Here is a 13,735-nt window from a genome sequence, read left to right as displayed (position 1 = left end):
ACCGGCGGGCGATGATGTTGCTGGCCTCGGCCGGCGGGAACCGCGTGCCGGTCATCGCCCAGCTGCACCGTCCCCGAGCTGCCGGTCAGCGGAGGATGCGACCGCTTCGCTTCAGGCGGCCGGCGAGCCCGGCGGCCACCGCGGTGGCCGGCAACGCGGCCACCAGGCACGCGACGACAGCCGCCTCGCCCCACGCCACCGTGTAGGCGTGGGCGAGCAGCGGCGGGGAGGCCAGGGCCATCGCCGCCAGCTCGCGGCCGCCCCGCGATCCACTGGACCAGGTCAGCGCGACACCGGTCGCGGCGAGGACGACCAGCGGCCAGCACCCGTAGTCGGTGCTGACCCACGGCACCCCGTGCGCGGCGACGGCCGCCCGCGGCACGACCACGAGCGCGACCACGGCGGCGGCCGCGCCCGCCCGCCCCGCCGCGACGCCCTCCGCCCGCCGGTCCTGCGGGCAGGCGAGCAGCACGGCCGCCGCCAGGACCATCGCGGCCGGGGTGACCACCGGGTCACCGAACCCCGGCCCGCTGACCACCGCGGCCACCGCGAAGGAGAGCAGCCCGGCCACCGCGCAGGGCACCCCGAAGCGCCACCGGCCGGCCAGCGCCGCCACCGCCCCCGCGACCACGACCAGCGACGAGACGAGCAGCGCGCCCCACGCCCCCGACAGGTCGGCTCCGAGTCGCACCCCCAACGGGGCGGGCGAGGAGACGACGTCGGCGTACCAGGTCAGCAGGTGCAGGCCGCAGGCGGCGGCCGCGGCGGCCAGCGCGAAGGGGTACGCCAGCGCGAGGACCTTCGCGACGGGAGCGGCCGTGCCCAGCCCCATCCGCATCCTCATCGCGTGCGCCGCCAGACCCGCGCCCTCCCGCAGCCGCGAACCCAGCGGCTCGCCCGCGGTCATCTCGCGGAAGGTCGCGACGATCTCCCCGCCGTGGGCCCGGCGGTAGGCGGCGGGATAGAGCCGCAGGACGCGCTCGATCATGCGGAGGCCGCCGGCGGCTCGGCGACGGACAGGCGGCGGGTGGCCTCCTTCGCCGCCGCGGCCAGGCGCTCGGCCTCCACCGCGAGCCGCTCCCGCCCCGCCGGGGACAAGGTGAAGATCCGCCGGGCCCGGCCGTCGACGATCTCCTCGCGGTCGATGTCGATCAGGCCGTCGGCCAGCAGCCGGTCCAGGGCCCCGTACAGCGCACCCGTGCGCAGCGCGACCCGGCCGCCGGTCATCGTCTTGACCTCCTGCGCGATGGCGTATCCGTGCCGGGGCGCGTCCGCGAGGGCGGTCAGCACCATCAGGGTGGGCTCTTGCATCACACGTTCACTCACCTCACGAAGATAGTCACTCCGCCGGACCATCTCAACGCGGTCGGCCGGGGCCGAGGCGAGGTGCGCACGACAGGGCCGCCCGTCGTGGTCACGCGGGCTCCCTCGGTGGGAAGGATGCATTCGACGGGCGGCCACGTGGGTTGCGGTCGTGGCCGCCTGTCGACGTCCCTGTCGTGATCGAGCCGGGAGGAAGCGCTGATGGAGGAGAACATGGTGCGGGGCACGGTGGCCGAAGGATTCGAGTCGGTCCGTGAGGAGTTCGCCGCGGTCGCGGCCGGGGAGGGCGGCGACCACGCCGCGCAACTCGTCGCCTACCGGCACGGGGAACGGGTCGTCGACCTGTGGACGGGCCCGGAAACCACCGCGGACTCACTGTTCGGCGCGTACTCCGCGTCCAAGGGCGCCACGCACCTGGTCGTCGCGTCCCTCGTCCAGGAAGGCGTGCTGGACCTGGAGCAGAAAGTCGGCCACTACTGGCCGCAGTTCGCGCTGGAGGGCAAGGGGGACGTGACGCTGCGCGAGCTGCTGGCGCACCGGGCCGGCTTGGTCGGCGCGGACACGGGGTTCACGATCGAGGAACTCGCCGACGACCGGATCGTCGCCGAGCGCCTCGGTGCGCAGCGCCCCTACTGGCGGCCGGGCACCGCCTTCGGCTACCACGCGCTGGTCATGGGCGCGCTCAGCGGCGAGGTGGTGCGCCGTGCCACCGGGCGCAGCGTCCAGGAGCTGTTCGCCGAGCGGGTGCGCGACGCGTACGGGGTCGACTTCCACCTCGGGCTGCCGCAGGAGCACGAACCGCGGTTCCTCAGTGCCCGGCCGATGGTGGTCACTCCCGAGCGGCTGGCCGCGCTGACCGCGTCCGCGAGCGCCCCGAACAGCCTGTCCGGCATCGCCTTCAACCGCCATCACCCGCAGAACCCGGAGGTGTGGGAGCTGCCCAACTTCCCGGCCGTCCGCACCTTGGGGACGGCCTCGTTCGGCGGGACGGCCTCGGCGCGCGGCCTGGCCCGGATGTACGCCGTCGCGATCGGATCGGTCGACGGCACGGCCCCCCTGCTCAAGCCGGAGACGCTCGCGCTGGCCGGGCAGATCCAGTCCATCGGCCACGACGTGGTCCTCGGCGAGCAGAAGGCCTTCACCATCGGCTTCCACGCCACCTCCGAGTACTACCCGCAGCTCGGCCAGGGCTCGTTCGGCCACAGCGGCGCGGGCGGCCAGCAGGCCTTCGCCGACCCGCGCAACGGCATCGCCTACGGCTACACCCGCCGCCGCACCCCCTTCCCCGCCGCCGCCGGCCCGGAGAACGACCGCCTGATCCGCACCCTCTACCAGGCCGCCGCCACCCGGTGACATGCACCGCCGCGATACCGAGTCCTCCTGCCGGGCGCGGCCTGATTGCCAGCCACCCACGCAAGTGCCTCTGAATTCAGCCGCATTGACTCATGAAACACCGGTTTGATGCTCAGTCGGATGTGGCTGGCCCGGGCCAGCCACATTGTGCGAAGCGGCATGCCCCCGGATGTCAGTAGGACCAAGTCGAGCCAGTACCTCGGTACTTCTCGACCGGGATCGGGCGGACGTCGGGGTGCATGCGGTCGGTGTAGAGCAGGCCGTCGAGGTGGTCGATCTCGTGAGCGATGAGGCGGGCGAGGCCGAACTCGTAGGTGAAGGTGGCGCGGAAGCGCCATTCGAGGCGGAAGCGGGCGTGCAGCGGCGGGTCGTCGGTGGCCCAGGCGAAGTGCCGCCGTTCGCCCTCGTCGCGGCGGCTGACAGCGGTGCGCAGGGGCACGACCTCGGCAGTCATGGAAGTCTCGGCGCCCCACAGTCCGGGCGCCAGCGAGGAGGTGGCCGGAGCGTGGCGGGTCGACGACGCCGTGTCGGATCTGGCGGCGGTGCTGACGGCGGCAGGCGCCACGAGCCACGTGGTCCTGGCCTCGCACTCGGAGGCCGGTGAGATCGCCTCCTACTTCGTGCGCAGCCACCCCGGGTGGGTCGGCGGTGCGGTCCTGGTCGACGCCAGCCTGCCCGCCTTCTACACCGACGGCGAGATCGACCGGGTCGTGGCCGCGGACAAGGCCCAGATCTCCGTCCTCGCCCGTCAGGATGACGGCGCTCGCTGGAGGCCCTGGAGGAGCAGGTCGACCAGGCGGCGGGGGTCGTAGCGGGGGTCGTCGTCGCGGCCGGCGCAGAGGTTGCCGATGCCGCGCATCAGTTCGTAGGCCTGCGTTCCGGGCCTGGTCTCGCCGGCCTCGGCCGCGGCGGCGAGCAGTTGGGCGCAGACGGGCACCAGGCGGTCGAGGAAGTATGCGTGCAGCGCGTCGAAGCCGCCGCCGTCCGATTGCAGCGCGTTGGCGAGTCCGTGTTTGGTGACCAGGAAGTCGACGAAGAGGTCGACCCATTGGCGAAGTGCCGCGAACGGGGAGTCGGCCTCGGCCAGCAGGGCCGGGCCGGCTTCGGCGCAGGCCTCGACCTGGTGGCGGTAGACGGCGACGACGAGGTCCGCGCGGGTAGGGAAGTGGCGGTAGATCGTCCCCGTTCCGACGCCCGCCCTGGCCGCGATCTCGCGGATCGGTGCGTCGACGCCGGAGGCGACGAACACCTCGGCGGCGGCGGCCAGCAGCGTCTGCCGGTTGCGCTGCGCGTCGGCCCGCCTTCCCCTGGCCGGCGACTCCCCGGGCCGGGTCTCCCCGGACTGGCCCGCAGTGGACACCACGCTCTCCTCCCGATCGTCGTTGACGAAGCGGAACGCTGTTCCGTATAGTAAGTGGAACAAGGTTCCGGTTTCAGCATAGCCGAAACCGGACGCTCCCGACCGCCTCGCCCGCCGCCGGCCGCTCAGGCCCGGCCGGGAGAGGCCCCTGAAGGGACATGCGCACCATGAGCGAATCGACGCACCCGGCCGACACCTTCGGCCCGCCCGTTCCCGTCCTCTCCGTCAGCCCGGTCGTCCTGCCGGTGCCCGGCCGGGCCGTGGACCTGGAAGTACGGGTCTCCGCGCCGCTGACCGGGAGCGACCTGCCGGTCGTCCTCCTCTCCCACGGCCAGGGCCACTCGAACAACCTCTCCTCGCTGAACGGCTACGCCCCCCTCGTCAACTTCTGGGCCGCGCACGGCTTCGCCGTGATCCAGCCCACCCATCTCAGCTCGACGACGCTGGACCTCGCCCCCGACACCCCCGGGGCACCCATGTACTGGCGGTCCCGGGCCGAGGACATGACGCACATCCTCGACCGGCTCGACGCGATCGAGGCCGCCGTCCCCCCACTCCTCGGACGCCTGGACCACGGCAGGGTCGCCGTCGCCGGGCACTCGATGGGCGGGCACACCGCGAGCCTGCTGCTCGGCGCCCGGCTCACCGACCCCGACGACGGGACGACGGTGGACCTGGCCGAACCCCGGATCACGGCGGGCGTCCTCCTGGCCGCACCCGGCAGGGGAGGTGACGCCCTCACCCCGCTGGTGGCCGAGAACTACCCCTTCCTCTCGACCCCGGACTTCTCCCGGATGACGACGCCCGCGCTCGTGGTCGCCGGGGACAAGGACGCCTCCGCCCACCTGACGGTCCGGGGGCCGGAGTGGCACACCGATCCGTACACCCTCTCCCCCGGCCCCAAGTCGCTGCTCACCCTGTTCGACGCGGAGCACGGGCTCGGCGGCATCTCCGGATACGACGTCGCCGAGACCACGGACGAGAACCCCGCACGGGTCGCGCTGCTCCAACGGCTCACCTGCGCCTACCTGCGCACCGCGCTCCACCCCGGCGACCCCGCCTGGCAGACGGCATGCGACGCGCTGGCGGCCGAAGCCGACCCGCTCGGCCGGGTCGACTCCAGGTAGCAGCGGCCGAGCGCGTGCGTCATCCGGCGCCGTCCTCGACGACGTGGGGAATCCGGGTCGTGCTCAGCGGCGCCCGGATCCCCGCGAGTGATGGACACAGGCGTGCCGCCGAGAACCGCCGAACCGCCACAGGCACGTGCCGCTACTTGACGGCCGAGACATGGATCACTGGCTCTACGCGCTACTCCGGCTCCCACCCCGTCGCCTCCCGGTACAGCCGCACCCGGAACAAACCGAACAGGCTTGCCGTCACCGCCACACCACCGCCCAGACACAGCGCCGCGCCGCTCATCAGCAGCACCCCGAGCCCCTGGTCGGCCGCTGTGAGCCCCAGGACGAACACCACCAGGGAGAGGGGGAACGACAGCAGAACGGGCATCGCCATCCAACTGGAACCCTGGAAGCTGCATGGGTGCCCGAAGCACGGCACCCTCCCGCCCCGGACGGAAGCGCTCCCTCGGCAGATAGGTGATGTTCCCGTGCACGTTGGCGCTGGCGCCTTCGCCACAGGATTCGTCGTCCTCACGAGTCCTGCCCCCGGTGCGGCCAATCGGAAGCGGAAATGGAATCGGCGGGGGGTCCGTGGCCGGGATTGGCGTAGGCCTCGGCTCGGTGAGCAGGTCACCGGCGAGATCGATCGCGGCGTCGGTGCCGGCGACGATGCCGGCGCCGACGGTGGTGACGGTGGTGACTGAGGTGACCCCCGGAATGTGGACACAGGGGTTCATGCTGCGAGTGAGAGTTTAGCTGCTGAGTGGTGCTGCTGTTCGAACTCCATCGGGGAGAGTTAGTCCAGCGCGCTGTGGCGCCGGCGAGCGTTGTAGTAGGTAAGCCACTGGAATATCTCCAGCCGTGCCTGACTGATGGTCAGGAGCAGCTTCCTGTGCGTCACCTCTCGCTTCAGCCCGTGCCACAGGCTCTCGGCCGAGGCGTTGTCGTAGCTCGAGCCGACCCGCCCCATGCTTCTGCGGACGCCGTGCGAGTCGCGGACCCGCGCGAACGCGGCCGACGTGTATTGACCGGGTTCAAGGGGTCGTTGCAACACCGCTGGTTTGGGGCGACCGGTTGAACCCGGTTTGCGACCCGCGGTCCGAATGAAAGACCACTCCGCCCACGTTCCCGCCACGAGCCGCGACGGCGGCCCGCGGCGCGTCGATGACGAGTTCGGCCCGCATGTGGGGAGCCGTCGACCAGCCGAGCACCCGGCGTGAGCGGATGTCGACGACGCAGGCCAAGTAGAGCCACGTCGCGCCGACCTGGATATAAGTACTAATGTCGCCGCACCAGCGTTCGTCGAGGTCGGTGGCGGTGAAGTCGCGCTGGACCAGGTCCGGGACCGGCGGCGCGACCGGGTCGGGAATCGTGGTGGTCTTCCGGCGGCGCAGGTGGCGGCCGACGATGCCGTGCTTGCGCATCAGCCGCGCCACGCGCTTGCGGTTCACGGTGTGTCCGTAGCCACGAAGTTCGGCATGGACCCGCAGCGCGCCGTAGGTCTCCTTGTGCTCGGCGTGGATCTCCCGGATCTCCTCGACCAGGGCGTCCTCGTCCTCCTGGCGCGCGGCACGGGTCTGGGCGCCGGCCTGCCAGCGGTAGTAGCCCGAGCGGGAGACTCCCAGCACCCGGCACAGCCGCTGCACGCCGACGAGAGCGGCGTTGGAGGAGATGAAGTCCCAGCGGCGGGGCGTCACTTCATCTCCCTGGCAAAATAGGCGGCCGCCCGGCGCAGGATCTCCCGCTCCAACTGCCACTCCTTCTCCGCCTTGACCAGCCGCGCGTTCTCCGCCCGCAATCGGGCCAGCTCGTCCTCGCCCCCGCCGCCGGAGGGTGCTGTCCCCTCTGCCTCGCGCACCCAGGTGCGCAGGGTCTCGTGGTTGATGCTGAGGTCGTCGGCGACGGACTTGAACGTCCGCCTGCCCGCCGATGCCCGCCACAGCGCGACCGCGTCGGCTCTGAACTCCGGGTTGTACTTCGATGGCCTTGCCACGCGGATCTTCACCTTCCTGGATCTACAAGATCCATTGTCAGGTGTGTCCACATCGCCGGGGTCACCTCAGCCGTGCGTGAACACCATGCGAGTTACAGCGATTGCCGCCAGTTGCGGTAGGCGTGCGGGGGCTCAGCGAAGCCTCTGTCGCTGAACGGGTTCGGCAGCGTGCCGCCGAGGGCGCCGAGGAGGAAGTCACCGAAGCCCGCCTCAAAGCGGATCCAGCGTTCCTCCCCGTAGAGGGGCTGGCGTTTGAAGACGACGACGTCCCAGGTGTCCGGGTTCTGGCTGTCGCAGAGCCAGAAGACCACGTCCCCATTGGCGCTGCTCGCGAAGGGGAGAAGCCTCCTGTCTTCCAGGTCCTCCGGGACGGTGCCGGTAGGGGCCGCCGGTTCCTCCCTCGGGTCGAAGTCCAGTCCGTCGACGAGGTCGCCGTACAGGGAGCCGGCCACCGGCGGCGTGCTAACAGCGAGGTACTCGTCCAGCTCGCCGCCGCCGTAGAGCGTGACGAAGTCGCGGTAGTCGGCGGGCAGGCGCAGGCCAGTGGTCTGTGCCAGCTCATCCCAGTCGACGGTGTCGCCCAGGGTGCTCGGCTCCCCAAGCAGGGCCGAGAGGCGGGTAATGGCCGGGTGGACCATGGCGGTATCTTCTCCTTGGGATGGCGCGGTTCGATCAGTCACCGTACTGCCCGGCGTCCTGCCCTGTGCCGCTGTGAATCGAGCTGCCGAGATTCTTCCAGCCGCTCCCTGCGGTGTAGATCAGGTTCGGCGGCTTGTCGTGGTCCGCGCCGATCAAATGGCCGTCCTTGTTCCAGGCGATGTAGGACATCTCGATCTTGTAGGGCACGTTCCGGCTGCCCGCGTAGTGTGGGGTCACCTGGTAGAGCACGGTGTTCCCGCTATCGACCTGATTCTTCACCTTGTCCTCGAAGGTCAGCATGCTGTCCATGGGGCCAGGGTTGGAGCCGCTCGGCTTCTTCTTCCCAACGTAGGAGTTGGCGTCGCTGCCGCAGGTGACCAGGTTGGCAAGGTTGGTGCCCGATCCGGACAGCTGGGCCCCTAGCACGTGGCAGGCGTTTACATCGCGGGTATTCCCGCCCCAGTAGCCCACCTGCTTCCGGGCCCAGTCGTAGCCAGCGGGCTTGATGCCATTCTTCACGTCCGTGCTGCTGCCCTTATGCGAACTCAGGTAGGCGCTGTCCAGGCAGGCCGTGATACCAGTGGCTCGCCCACCGTTGCCGACATCCACCGGACCAATGTCGACCCAGCCCACGCCGTCGCGCTGGCAGCTCTGACCTCGACGCTTGTCTTCTCCCCCCGGATCGCCGGGGCGCGGGCCGGGAATCGGCTTGGGCTCCGACTCAGTGAGGAGGTCGATCACGGCGTCGGTGCCGGCGACGATGCCGGCGCCGACGGCGGTTGCGGTGCCGACGACGACCGGGACGCCTTCGACGACCACGCTGGAGACGACCGCGGTACCGATGGTGACGATGGTGTCGGTGAAGAAGTCGATCGGGTCGGGGTTGGCGTGCGGGCGGTCGTTGTCGTTGATCGGGCGGGTATCCGTTGGCGGCTTGGGCCGGGGCAGGGTGGGACCGGGGGGCGTGTGCGGGCTGGGGCGCCGACGAGGCGGGGCCGGCTTGGGGCGCGCTCCGCCACCTGAACCGCCTCCACGACTGATTCGCCCGAGTTCCACGGTCGCTGTGATTCCCCTGTTGAGTTCACTAGTTGATGTCGGCGCGGGCGCCGGCCTAAAGCCGGAGCCACCACAGTCAGTCGTCCACCAGTATTTGTCGCAGTTGATCTGCGGCTTGGCGGGCCCATCATCGGGAAACCCGTCTAGCCAAGGCGGGCACACCGCGAGCCTGCTGCTCGGCGCCCGGCTCACCGACCCCGACGACGGGACGACGGTGGACCTGGCCGAACCCCGGATCACGGCGGGCGTCCTCCTGGCCGCACCCGGCAGGGGAGGTGACGCCCTCACCCCGCTGGTGGCCGAGAACTACCCCTTCCTCTCGACCCCGGACTTCTCCCGGATGGCGACGCCCGCGCTCGTGGTCGCCGGGGACAAGGACGCCTCCGCCCACCTGACGGTCCGGGGGCCGGAGTGGCACACCGATCCGTACACCCTCTCCCCCGGCCCCAAGTCGCTGCTCACCCTGTTCGACGCGGAGCACGGGCTCGGCGGCATCTCCGGATACGACGTCGCCGAGACCACGGACGAGAACCCCGCACGGGTCGCGCTGCTCCAACGGCTCACCTGGGCCTACCTGCGCACCGCGCTCCACCCCGGCGACCCCGCCTGGCAGACCGCATGCGACGCGCTGGCGGCCGAAGCCGACCCGCTCGGCCGCGTCGACTCCAGGTAGCACCGGCCGAGCGCGTGCGTCATCCGGCGCCGTCTCCTCGGTGAGTGCCAGGGCGCGGGTGGTCGACGGCCGCCGGGCCACCCGCGCTACTCCACCGGCGAAACGTGCAGCGCGGGAAGCGTTGGGGCCGTGGCCGGTCGTCCCGTCAACTCGCGGTAATGGCGCACCCGGAACACCCCGGACAGGCTCGCCGTCACCGTCACGGCGACCGCCAGCCAAAGGGCAGCGCCCGCCATGGCGAGTACCCCGAAGACCCGGTCGACCGCCGTGAGGCCCAGGCCGAAGACCGCCACCGACGGAAGGAAGGACAACAAGACGGGCAGAGCGATCCAGGTCGAACTGCGCGCGGTGTCCCCGCCGCGGGCCCGGAACGCCTGCCGGGAAGTCCGCATCGCCTCACGGACCCCGATGCCGTCGATCATCATCGCCGGCAGTACCAGGTAGGAGGCCATCGCCCACGAGAGCCCGACCAGCAGCAGCGACCCGAAGAAGATCACCACCACACCGACCAGTGCCCACACCACGATCGCCGGCAGCCGCCGCAGCGCCGCCCGTAGCCGGCCCCGATCCCGACCGGCCGCCCCTGCATCGCGTCATCCGCCGCGGCGACCAGCACCGCGTTGAAGAACGTGGCGCAGACCGCCCCGACGAGGATCGCGACCACCACCAAGGCCACGTTCCCCAGGACGGCCTTCGACCACAGCCCCGTCACCCCCAGGGCGAGCGCCCCGACCAACACGGCGAGCACCACGCCGGCGATCCCGGGCAGGAGCAGCAGCGCCTTGTGCTCCCACATCACCCGTGCCGATTCCCTGACCGGCCTCTCCGTGTACAACGTCCCACCCCAAAGGTTCTCAACCGGGCGCGGCCGGCCACTCCCGGGGCCTCTCCGGCAGCTCCAAGCACGCTTCCTGATCGGCCGATTCGTCGAACTCGTCGCGCAGCGGCCTCAGCAGGAACTCTGCCATCCCGTGGGGCAGCGGTGCGGGGCGGCGGTCAGTCGTGGGCCAGGGTTCGGGGGCGGATGTCGGGCCAGGTCTGCTCGATGTGGTCGAGGCAGGCCTGCCGACGCGCCGCGCCGAACACCGTCCTCCAGCCCTCGGGCACGGCGGCGAAGGCGGGCCAGAGTGAGTGCTGGCCCTCTCCGTTGACCAGGACCAGGTAGTCGGCGTCGGGGTCGTCGAAGGGATTCGTCACCACGTCGTCCTCTCGTGCTTGGTGAAAACCGGTGAGCTTGCCGGTGCGGTCAGCGGCCGCGCAGTTCCAGGGTGCAGCACTTGACGCTGCCGCCCGCCTTGAGGAGTTCGGTGAGGTCCACGCCGATCGGCTCGAAGCCGCGTCGGCGCAGTTCGCCGATCAGGTGGGTGGCCGACTCGGGGAGCAGGACGTGGCGGCCGTCGGAGAGCGCGTTGAGGCCGAAGACGGCGGCGTCCTCGGCGGTCGCCTGGATGGCGTCCGGGAACAGTTCGCGCAGTACCGCCCGGCTGCCGGGGGTGAAGGCCTTCGGGTAGTACATGATCTCGTCGTCGGAGAGGACGGCGAGCGCCGTGTCCAGGTGGTAGAACTCCGGGTCGACCAGGGTCAGGCTGGTCACCGGGACGCCGAAGAACTCCTGGGCCTCGGCGTGCGACCTCGGGTCGGTGCGGAAGCCCGTGCCGGCCAGCAGCCGACGGCCGGCCAGCAGGTAGTCGCCCTCGCCCTCGTTGATGTGCTCGGGCCACAGCAGTTCGGACCAGCCCTGCTCGCGGAACCAGGACAGGTAGGCCGGGCCCTCGGCCGTGCGCTCGGCGTGGCGGAAGCGCGCGCCCAGGACCTTCCCGTCGACCACGGTCGCGCCGTTGGCCGCGAAGACCATGTCGGGCAGTCCGGGCAGCGGGTCGATCTCCTCGACGGTGTGGCCGAGTTCGCGGTAGAGGTCGCGCAGCCTGGTCCACTGGGCGAGCGCGAGTGCGCCGTCGACCGGCTTCTCCGGGTGCATCCAGGGGTTGATGGAGTAGCTGACGCCGAAGTGGCTGGGCCGGCACATCAGGAAACGGCGCTGGCTTGCGACGCGGGCTGTCATCGGGGTGGTTCTCCTCGGTCTGCGTGCTGCGTGCTGCGTGCTGTGTGCTGCGTGGTGTTCGTGTTGCTCCGGGGGTCCGGGAAGGTCCGGGAGCCGTTCAGTCGACGAGCCGGCGGCGCATCCCGCGGACGGCCAGGAACCAGGCGAGGACGGCGAATGCGGCCAGGACGGCCCCGTGCAGGGCGTCGCCCGCCCCGAGCGTCCCGAAGGCGGCGTGGCGCACCAGCTGCGTGCAGTGGTAGATCGGGTTGACGGCCGCCACCCCCTGGACCCAGTCGGGCAGCCCGTCCAGCGGGAAGAACACGCCCGCGGCCATCACCAGCGGTGTGAGCACGCCGGACACCACGAGCCGCAGCCAGTCGATCGCCGGCACCAGGCAGGACACCCACATGCCGAGCAGGGCGAAGGCGAAGCCGGAGACCAGCGCCACCAGCGGCACCAGCAGCAGCTCCGGCCCCGGCGGCAGGCCGATGGCGAGGCAGACCAGCAGCGGTGCGGTGCCGTAGACGGAGGACTTGACGGCGATCCAGGACGCCTCGGCCGTGACCAGTTCCCAGACGTCGACGGGCTGGCACAGGACGGCGTCGTAGATCTTCTGGTACTTGCGGCGGTTGAAGCTCTCGAACATCCCGGCGAAGGCCGAGGCGAAGAGCACCGAGGTGACCACCATGCCGACGCCGACGAACTGCGGGTACGGGTGCCCCTGGACCGAGTCGATCAGCCGGCTGAAGCCGATGCCGAACCCGGTCATGTAGACCAGCGGCTCGATCAGCGAGCCGAAGGTGATGGCGGGCCAGTAGCGGCGGAAGAGCAGCAGTTCGCGCAGCCACACCGCCCGCATGGTCGGCCACAGGGCGGGCGGGAGGCCTGGGGCGGGACCGGTCTGGGCCTCGGTGCGGGGCATGGGCGTCGCCGTGGTCATCGGGTGTCCTCTCTGTGGGGGCGAGCAGGCGGGCGGGCAGGCGGGCGGTGGGCCAGGGGGGCGAGGGAGCGGCCGGCCCGGGCTCAGCCGAACAGCTCTCCGGTCAGCGCGACGAACACGTCCTCCAGGGAGGTCGGGCGCAGCACGTCCGGCGCTCCGAGACGCTCGCGCAGCTGCGCGGAGATCGTCTCGGCGCGCAGGACGGAGACCGCCGGCCCGGTCCGCCGGCTGGGCAGTCCGGCCCGGGCGGCCTCGGCCTCGACGAGTTCGCGCCGGGCCGCGTCGCCCCGGTACTCGGCGGCCTGCGCGCCCGCGTGCGCGCGCAGCAGTTCGGCGGGGGTGCCCCGGGCGATCACCCGGCCGCCGGTCACCACGGCCACCTCGTCGGCGAGCCGTTCCGCCTCTTCGATGTAGTGGGTCGACATGACCACCGTGGTGCCGCTCTCGCGCATCCCGTCGATGACGTCCCACAGGTCCTGCCGGATCTGCGGGTCCAGGCCCACGGTGGGCTCGTCCATGAGCAGCAGCCGCGGGTTGTTGACGATGCCCCGGGCCAGTAGGACCCGTCGGCGCATGCCGCCGGAGAGCGCGTCGGCGCGGGTGTTCGCGCGGTCGGTCAGCCGGACGGCGGCCAGCGCCTGGTCGACCGCCTCACGGTAGCGCTCGCGCGGCAGGGCCGTGAACCGGACGAAGACGTCGAGATTCTGGCGCACCGTCAGTTCGGGGTCGATGTTGTCGTGCTGCGGGACGACACCGACCAGGGAGCGGGCGCGGCGGGAGTCCTCCGGCATCCGGTGCCCGAACACCTCCACGGTGCCCGCGTCCGCGCGGGTCTGCCCGGTGAGCATCCGCATGGTGGTGGACTTGCCCGCGCCGTTGGGCCCGAGCAGGCCCAGGAACATGCCGGGCGGCACTTCCAGGTCCAGGCCGCCCACCGCGGTGGTGGCACCGAACGTCTTGACCGCGCCGCTGATTCGGACGGCAGGAGTGTCCACGCGGGCGCTCCTTTCGGGGAGTCGGGGAAGGCAGGAGAAGCGCAGGGGATGTGCAGGGGATGTGCAGGGGAAGGCGAGGGGAAGGCGGAGGAAGTCGGGCGAAGCCAGGGGAAGTTCGGCGTCGGGGAAGGTACAAGGGAAGTCGGGGAATGTCACCGCCCGGTGCGCCGAAATCCTCGCTCCCCGGGGGCCGGGCCCGCGCGATCATCTAACCGCAGAATCGACTTGTCAGGAACCTGCT

Annotated in this window: 15 protein-coding genes and 3 pseudogenes; 4 read left to right on the top strand and 14 right to left on the bottom strand. The window is 71.3% G+C overall.

The features are described from left to right. Window positions 1–85 precede the first annotated feature (85 nt). Together AB0O19_RS30800 and AB0O19_RS30795 are read right to left on the bottom strand one after the other, a co-directional pair. A complete protein-coding gene (locus tag AB0O19_RS30800) occupies window positions 86–988 on the bottom strand; it encodes a hypothetical protein (protein ID WP_363624254.1) in 903 nt (300 codons plus the stop codon). Continuing rightward, window positions 985–1,326, bottom strand: coding sequence for a PadR family transcriptional regulator (locus tag AB0O19_RS30795; protein ID WP_363624252.1), 342 nt, complete (start codon window positions 1,324–1,326; stop codon window positions 985–987). The genes AB0O19_RS30800 and AB0O19_RS30795 overlap by 4 nt, the downstream gene beginning before the upstream one ends. Before the next feature lie 198 nt (window positions 1,327–1,524). Between AB0O19_RS30795 and AB0O19_RS30790 the strand changes: the two genes are divergently transcribed. Continuing rightward, window positions 1,525–2,676, top strand: coding sequence for a serine hydrolase domain-containing protein (locus AB0O19_RS30790; RefSeq protein WP_363624250.1), 1,152 nt, complete (start codon window positions 1,525–1,527; stop codon window positions 2,674–2,676). A 172-nt stretch (window positions 2,677–2,848) separates the two neighbouring features. On the opposite strand, the gene AB0O19_RS30785 is transcribed toward AB0O19_RS30790, so the two are convergent. After that, entirely contained in the window at window positions 2,849–3,130 is a 282-nt protein-coding gene (locus AB0O19_RS30785) for a peptide deformylase (protein ID WP_363624248.1), read from the bottom strand. On the opposite strand from AB0O19_RS30785, the gene AB0O19_RS30780 reads away from it, so the two are divergent. Then, window positions 3,129–3,488 (top strand): hypothetical protein, encoded by a 360-nt coding sequence (locus AB0O19_RS30780; RefSeq protein WP_363624246.1) that lies wholly within the window; start codon window positions 3,129–3,131, stop codon window positions 3,486–3,488. The two genes, AB0O19_RS30785 and AB0O19_RS30780, sit on opposite strands and share 2 nt — an antisense overlap. On the opposite strand, the gene AB0O19_RS30775 is transcribed toward AB0O19_RS30780, so the two are convergent. After that, entirely contained in the window at window positions 3,425–4,036 is a 612-nt protein-coding gene (locus tag AB0O19_RS30775; RefSeq protein WP_363624244.1) for a TetR/AcrR family transcriptional regulator, read from the bottom strand. The two genes, AB0O19_RS30780 and AB0O19_RS30775, sit on opposite strands and share 64 nt — an antisense overlap. Window positions 4,037–4,203: 167 nt before the next feature. On the opposite strand from AB0O19_RS30775, the gene AB0O19_RS30770 reads away from it, so the two are divergent. Then, window positions 4,204–5,163 (top strand): chlorophyllase, encoded by a 960-nt coding sequence (locus AB0O19_RS30770; RefSeq protein ID WP_363624242.1) that lies wholly within the window; start codon window positions 4,204–4,206, stop codon window positions 5,161–5,163. A gap of 181 nt (window positions 5,164–5,344) precedes the next feature. Here the strand turns inward: AB0O19_RS30770 and AB0O19_RS30765 are convergent, their stop codons facing one another. From AB0O19_RS30765 to AB0O19_RS30750, 4 genes and pseudogenes are all read right to left on the bottom strand, one after another. After that, complete coding sequence (locus tag AB0O19_RS30765; RefSeq protein WP_363624240.1) at window positions 5,345–5,548, bottom strand: hypothetical protein; 204 nt, start codon at window positions 5,546–5,548, stop codon at window positions 5,345–5,347. 339 nt (window positions 5,549–5,887) lie between these two features. Further along, window positions 5,888–7,147, bottom strand: a pseudogene (locus AB0O19_RS30760) (IS3 family transposase). Between the two features lie 92 nt (window positions 7,148–7,239). Beyond that, window positions 7,240–7,785, bottom strand: coding sequence for an SMI1/KNR4 family protein (locus AB0O19_RS30755; RefSeq protein WP_363624238.1), 546 nt, complete (start codon window positions 7,783–7,785; stop codon window positions 7,240–7,242). Window positions 7,786–7,819: 34 nt separating this feature from the next. After that, window positions 7,820–8,842, bottom strand: coding sequence for a DNA/RNA non-specific endonuclease (locus AB0O19_RS30750; RefSeq protein WP_363624236.1), 1,023 nt, complete (start codon window positions 8,840–8,842; stop codon window positions 7,820–7,822). Window positions 8,843–8,987: 145 nt separating this feature from the next. On the opposite strand from AB0O19_RS30750, the pseudogene AB0O19_RS30745 reads away from it, so the two are divergent. Continuing rightward, window positions 8,988–9,515, top strand: a pseudogene (locus tag AB0O19_RS30745) (chlorophyllase); the annotation flags it as partial. A gap of 86 nt (window positions 9,516–9,601) precedes the next feature. Here AB0O19_RS30745 and AB0O19_RS30740 read toward each other — a convergent pair. From AB0O19_RS30740 to AB0O19_RS30715, 6 genes and pseudogenes are all read right to left on the bottom strand, one after another. Further along, window positions 9,602–10,018: a hypothetical protein gene (locus AB0O19_RS30740; protein ID WP_363624235.1), complete on the bottom strand. Its 417-nt coding sequence runs from the start codon at window positions 10,016–10,018 to the stop codon at window positions 9,602–9,604. Further along, complete coding sequence (locus AB0O19_RS30735; protein ID WP_363624233.1) at window positions 10,009–10,311, bottom strand: hypothetical protein; 303 nt, start codon at window positions 10,309–10,311, stop codon at window positions 10,009–10,011. Before AB0O19_RS30735 ends, AB0O19_RS30740 begins: the two co-directional genes overlap by 10 nt. Window positions 10,312–10,511: 200 nt before the next feature. After that, window positions 10,512–10,712: an MbtH family protein gene (locus tag AB0O19_RS30730; RefSeq protein WP_363624231.1), complete on the bottom strand. Its 201-nt coding sequence runs from the start codon at window positions 10,710–10,712 to the stop codon at window positions 10,512–10,514. Between the two features lie 49 nt (window positions 10,713–10,761). Further along, window positions 10,762–11,631 (bottom strand): annotated as a pseudogene (ddaH, locus tag AB0O19_RS30725) (dimethylargininase); the annotation flags it as partial. 43 nt (window positions 11,632–11,674) lie between these two features. After that, window positions 11,675–12,499, bottom strand: coding sequence for an ABC transporter permease (locus AB0O19_RS30720; RefSeq protein ID WP_363624229.1), 825 nt, complete (start codon window positions 12,497–12,499; stop codon window positions 11,675–11,677). 83 nt (window positions 12,500–12,582) lie between these two features. After that, window positions 12,583–13,494, bottom strand: a complete 912-nt coding sequence (locus AB0O19_RS30715) for an ABC transporter ATP-binding protein (protein ID WP_363624227.1) — start codon at window positions 13,492–13,494, stop codon at window positions 12,583–12,585. Between the last annotated feature and the right edge of the window lie 241 nt (window positions 13,495–13,735).

It is taken from the genome of Kitasatospora sp. NPDC091276 (assembly GCF_040684355.1).
Classification (GTDB): domain Bacteria; phylum Actinomycetota; class Actinomycetes; order Streptomycetales; family Streptomycetaceae; genus Kitasatospora.
This window is presented reverse-complemented; position numbering and strand designations above follow the sequence as displayed.

Bases quoted from the DNA above. Each gene is read 5' to 3' on its own strand.
- AB0O19_RS30800 (WP_363624254.1), bottom strand. From the start codon at position 988: ATGATCGAGCGCGTCCTGCGGCTCTATCCCGCCGCCTACCGCCGGGCC.
- AB0O19_RS30790 (WP_363624250.1), top strand. From the start codon at position 1,525: ATGGAGGAGAACATGGTGCGGGGCACGGTGGCCGAAGGATTCGAGTCG.
- AB0O19_RS30780 (WP_363624246.1), top strand. From the start codon at position 3,129: ATGGAAGTCTCGGCGCCCCACAGTCCGGGCGCCAGCGAGGAGGTGGCC.
- AB0O19_RS30785 (WP_363624248.1), bottom strand. From the start codon at position 3,130: ATGACTGCCGAGGTCGTGCCCCTGCGCACCGCTGTCAGCCGCCGCGAC.
- AB0O19_RS30770 (WP_363624242.1), top strand. From the start codon at position 4,204: ATGAGCGAATCGACGCACCCGGCCGACACCTTCGGCCCGCCCGTTCCC.
- AB0O19_RS30765 (WP_363624240.1), bottom strand. From the start codon at position 5,548: ATGGCGATGCCCGTTCTGCTGTCGTTCCCCCTCTCCCTGGTGGTGTTC.
- AB0O19_RS30755 (WP_363624238.1), bottom strand. From the start codon at position 7,785: ATGGTCCACCCGGCCATTACCCGCCTCTCGGCCCTGCTTGGGGAGCCG.
- AB0O19_RS30735 (WP_363624233.1), bottom strand. From the start codon at position 10,311: ATGTGGGAGCACAAGGCGCTGCTGCTCCTGCCCGGGATCGCCGGCGTG.
- AB0O19_RS30720 (WP_363624229.1), bottom strand. From the start codon at position 12,499: ATGACCACGGCGACGCCCATGCCCCGCACCGAGGCCCAGACCGGTCCC.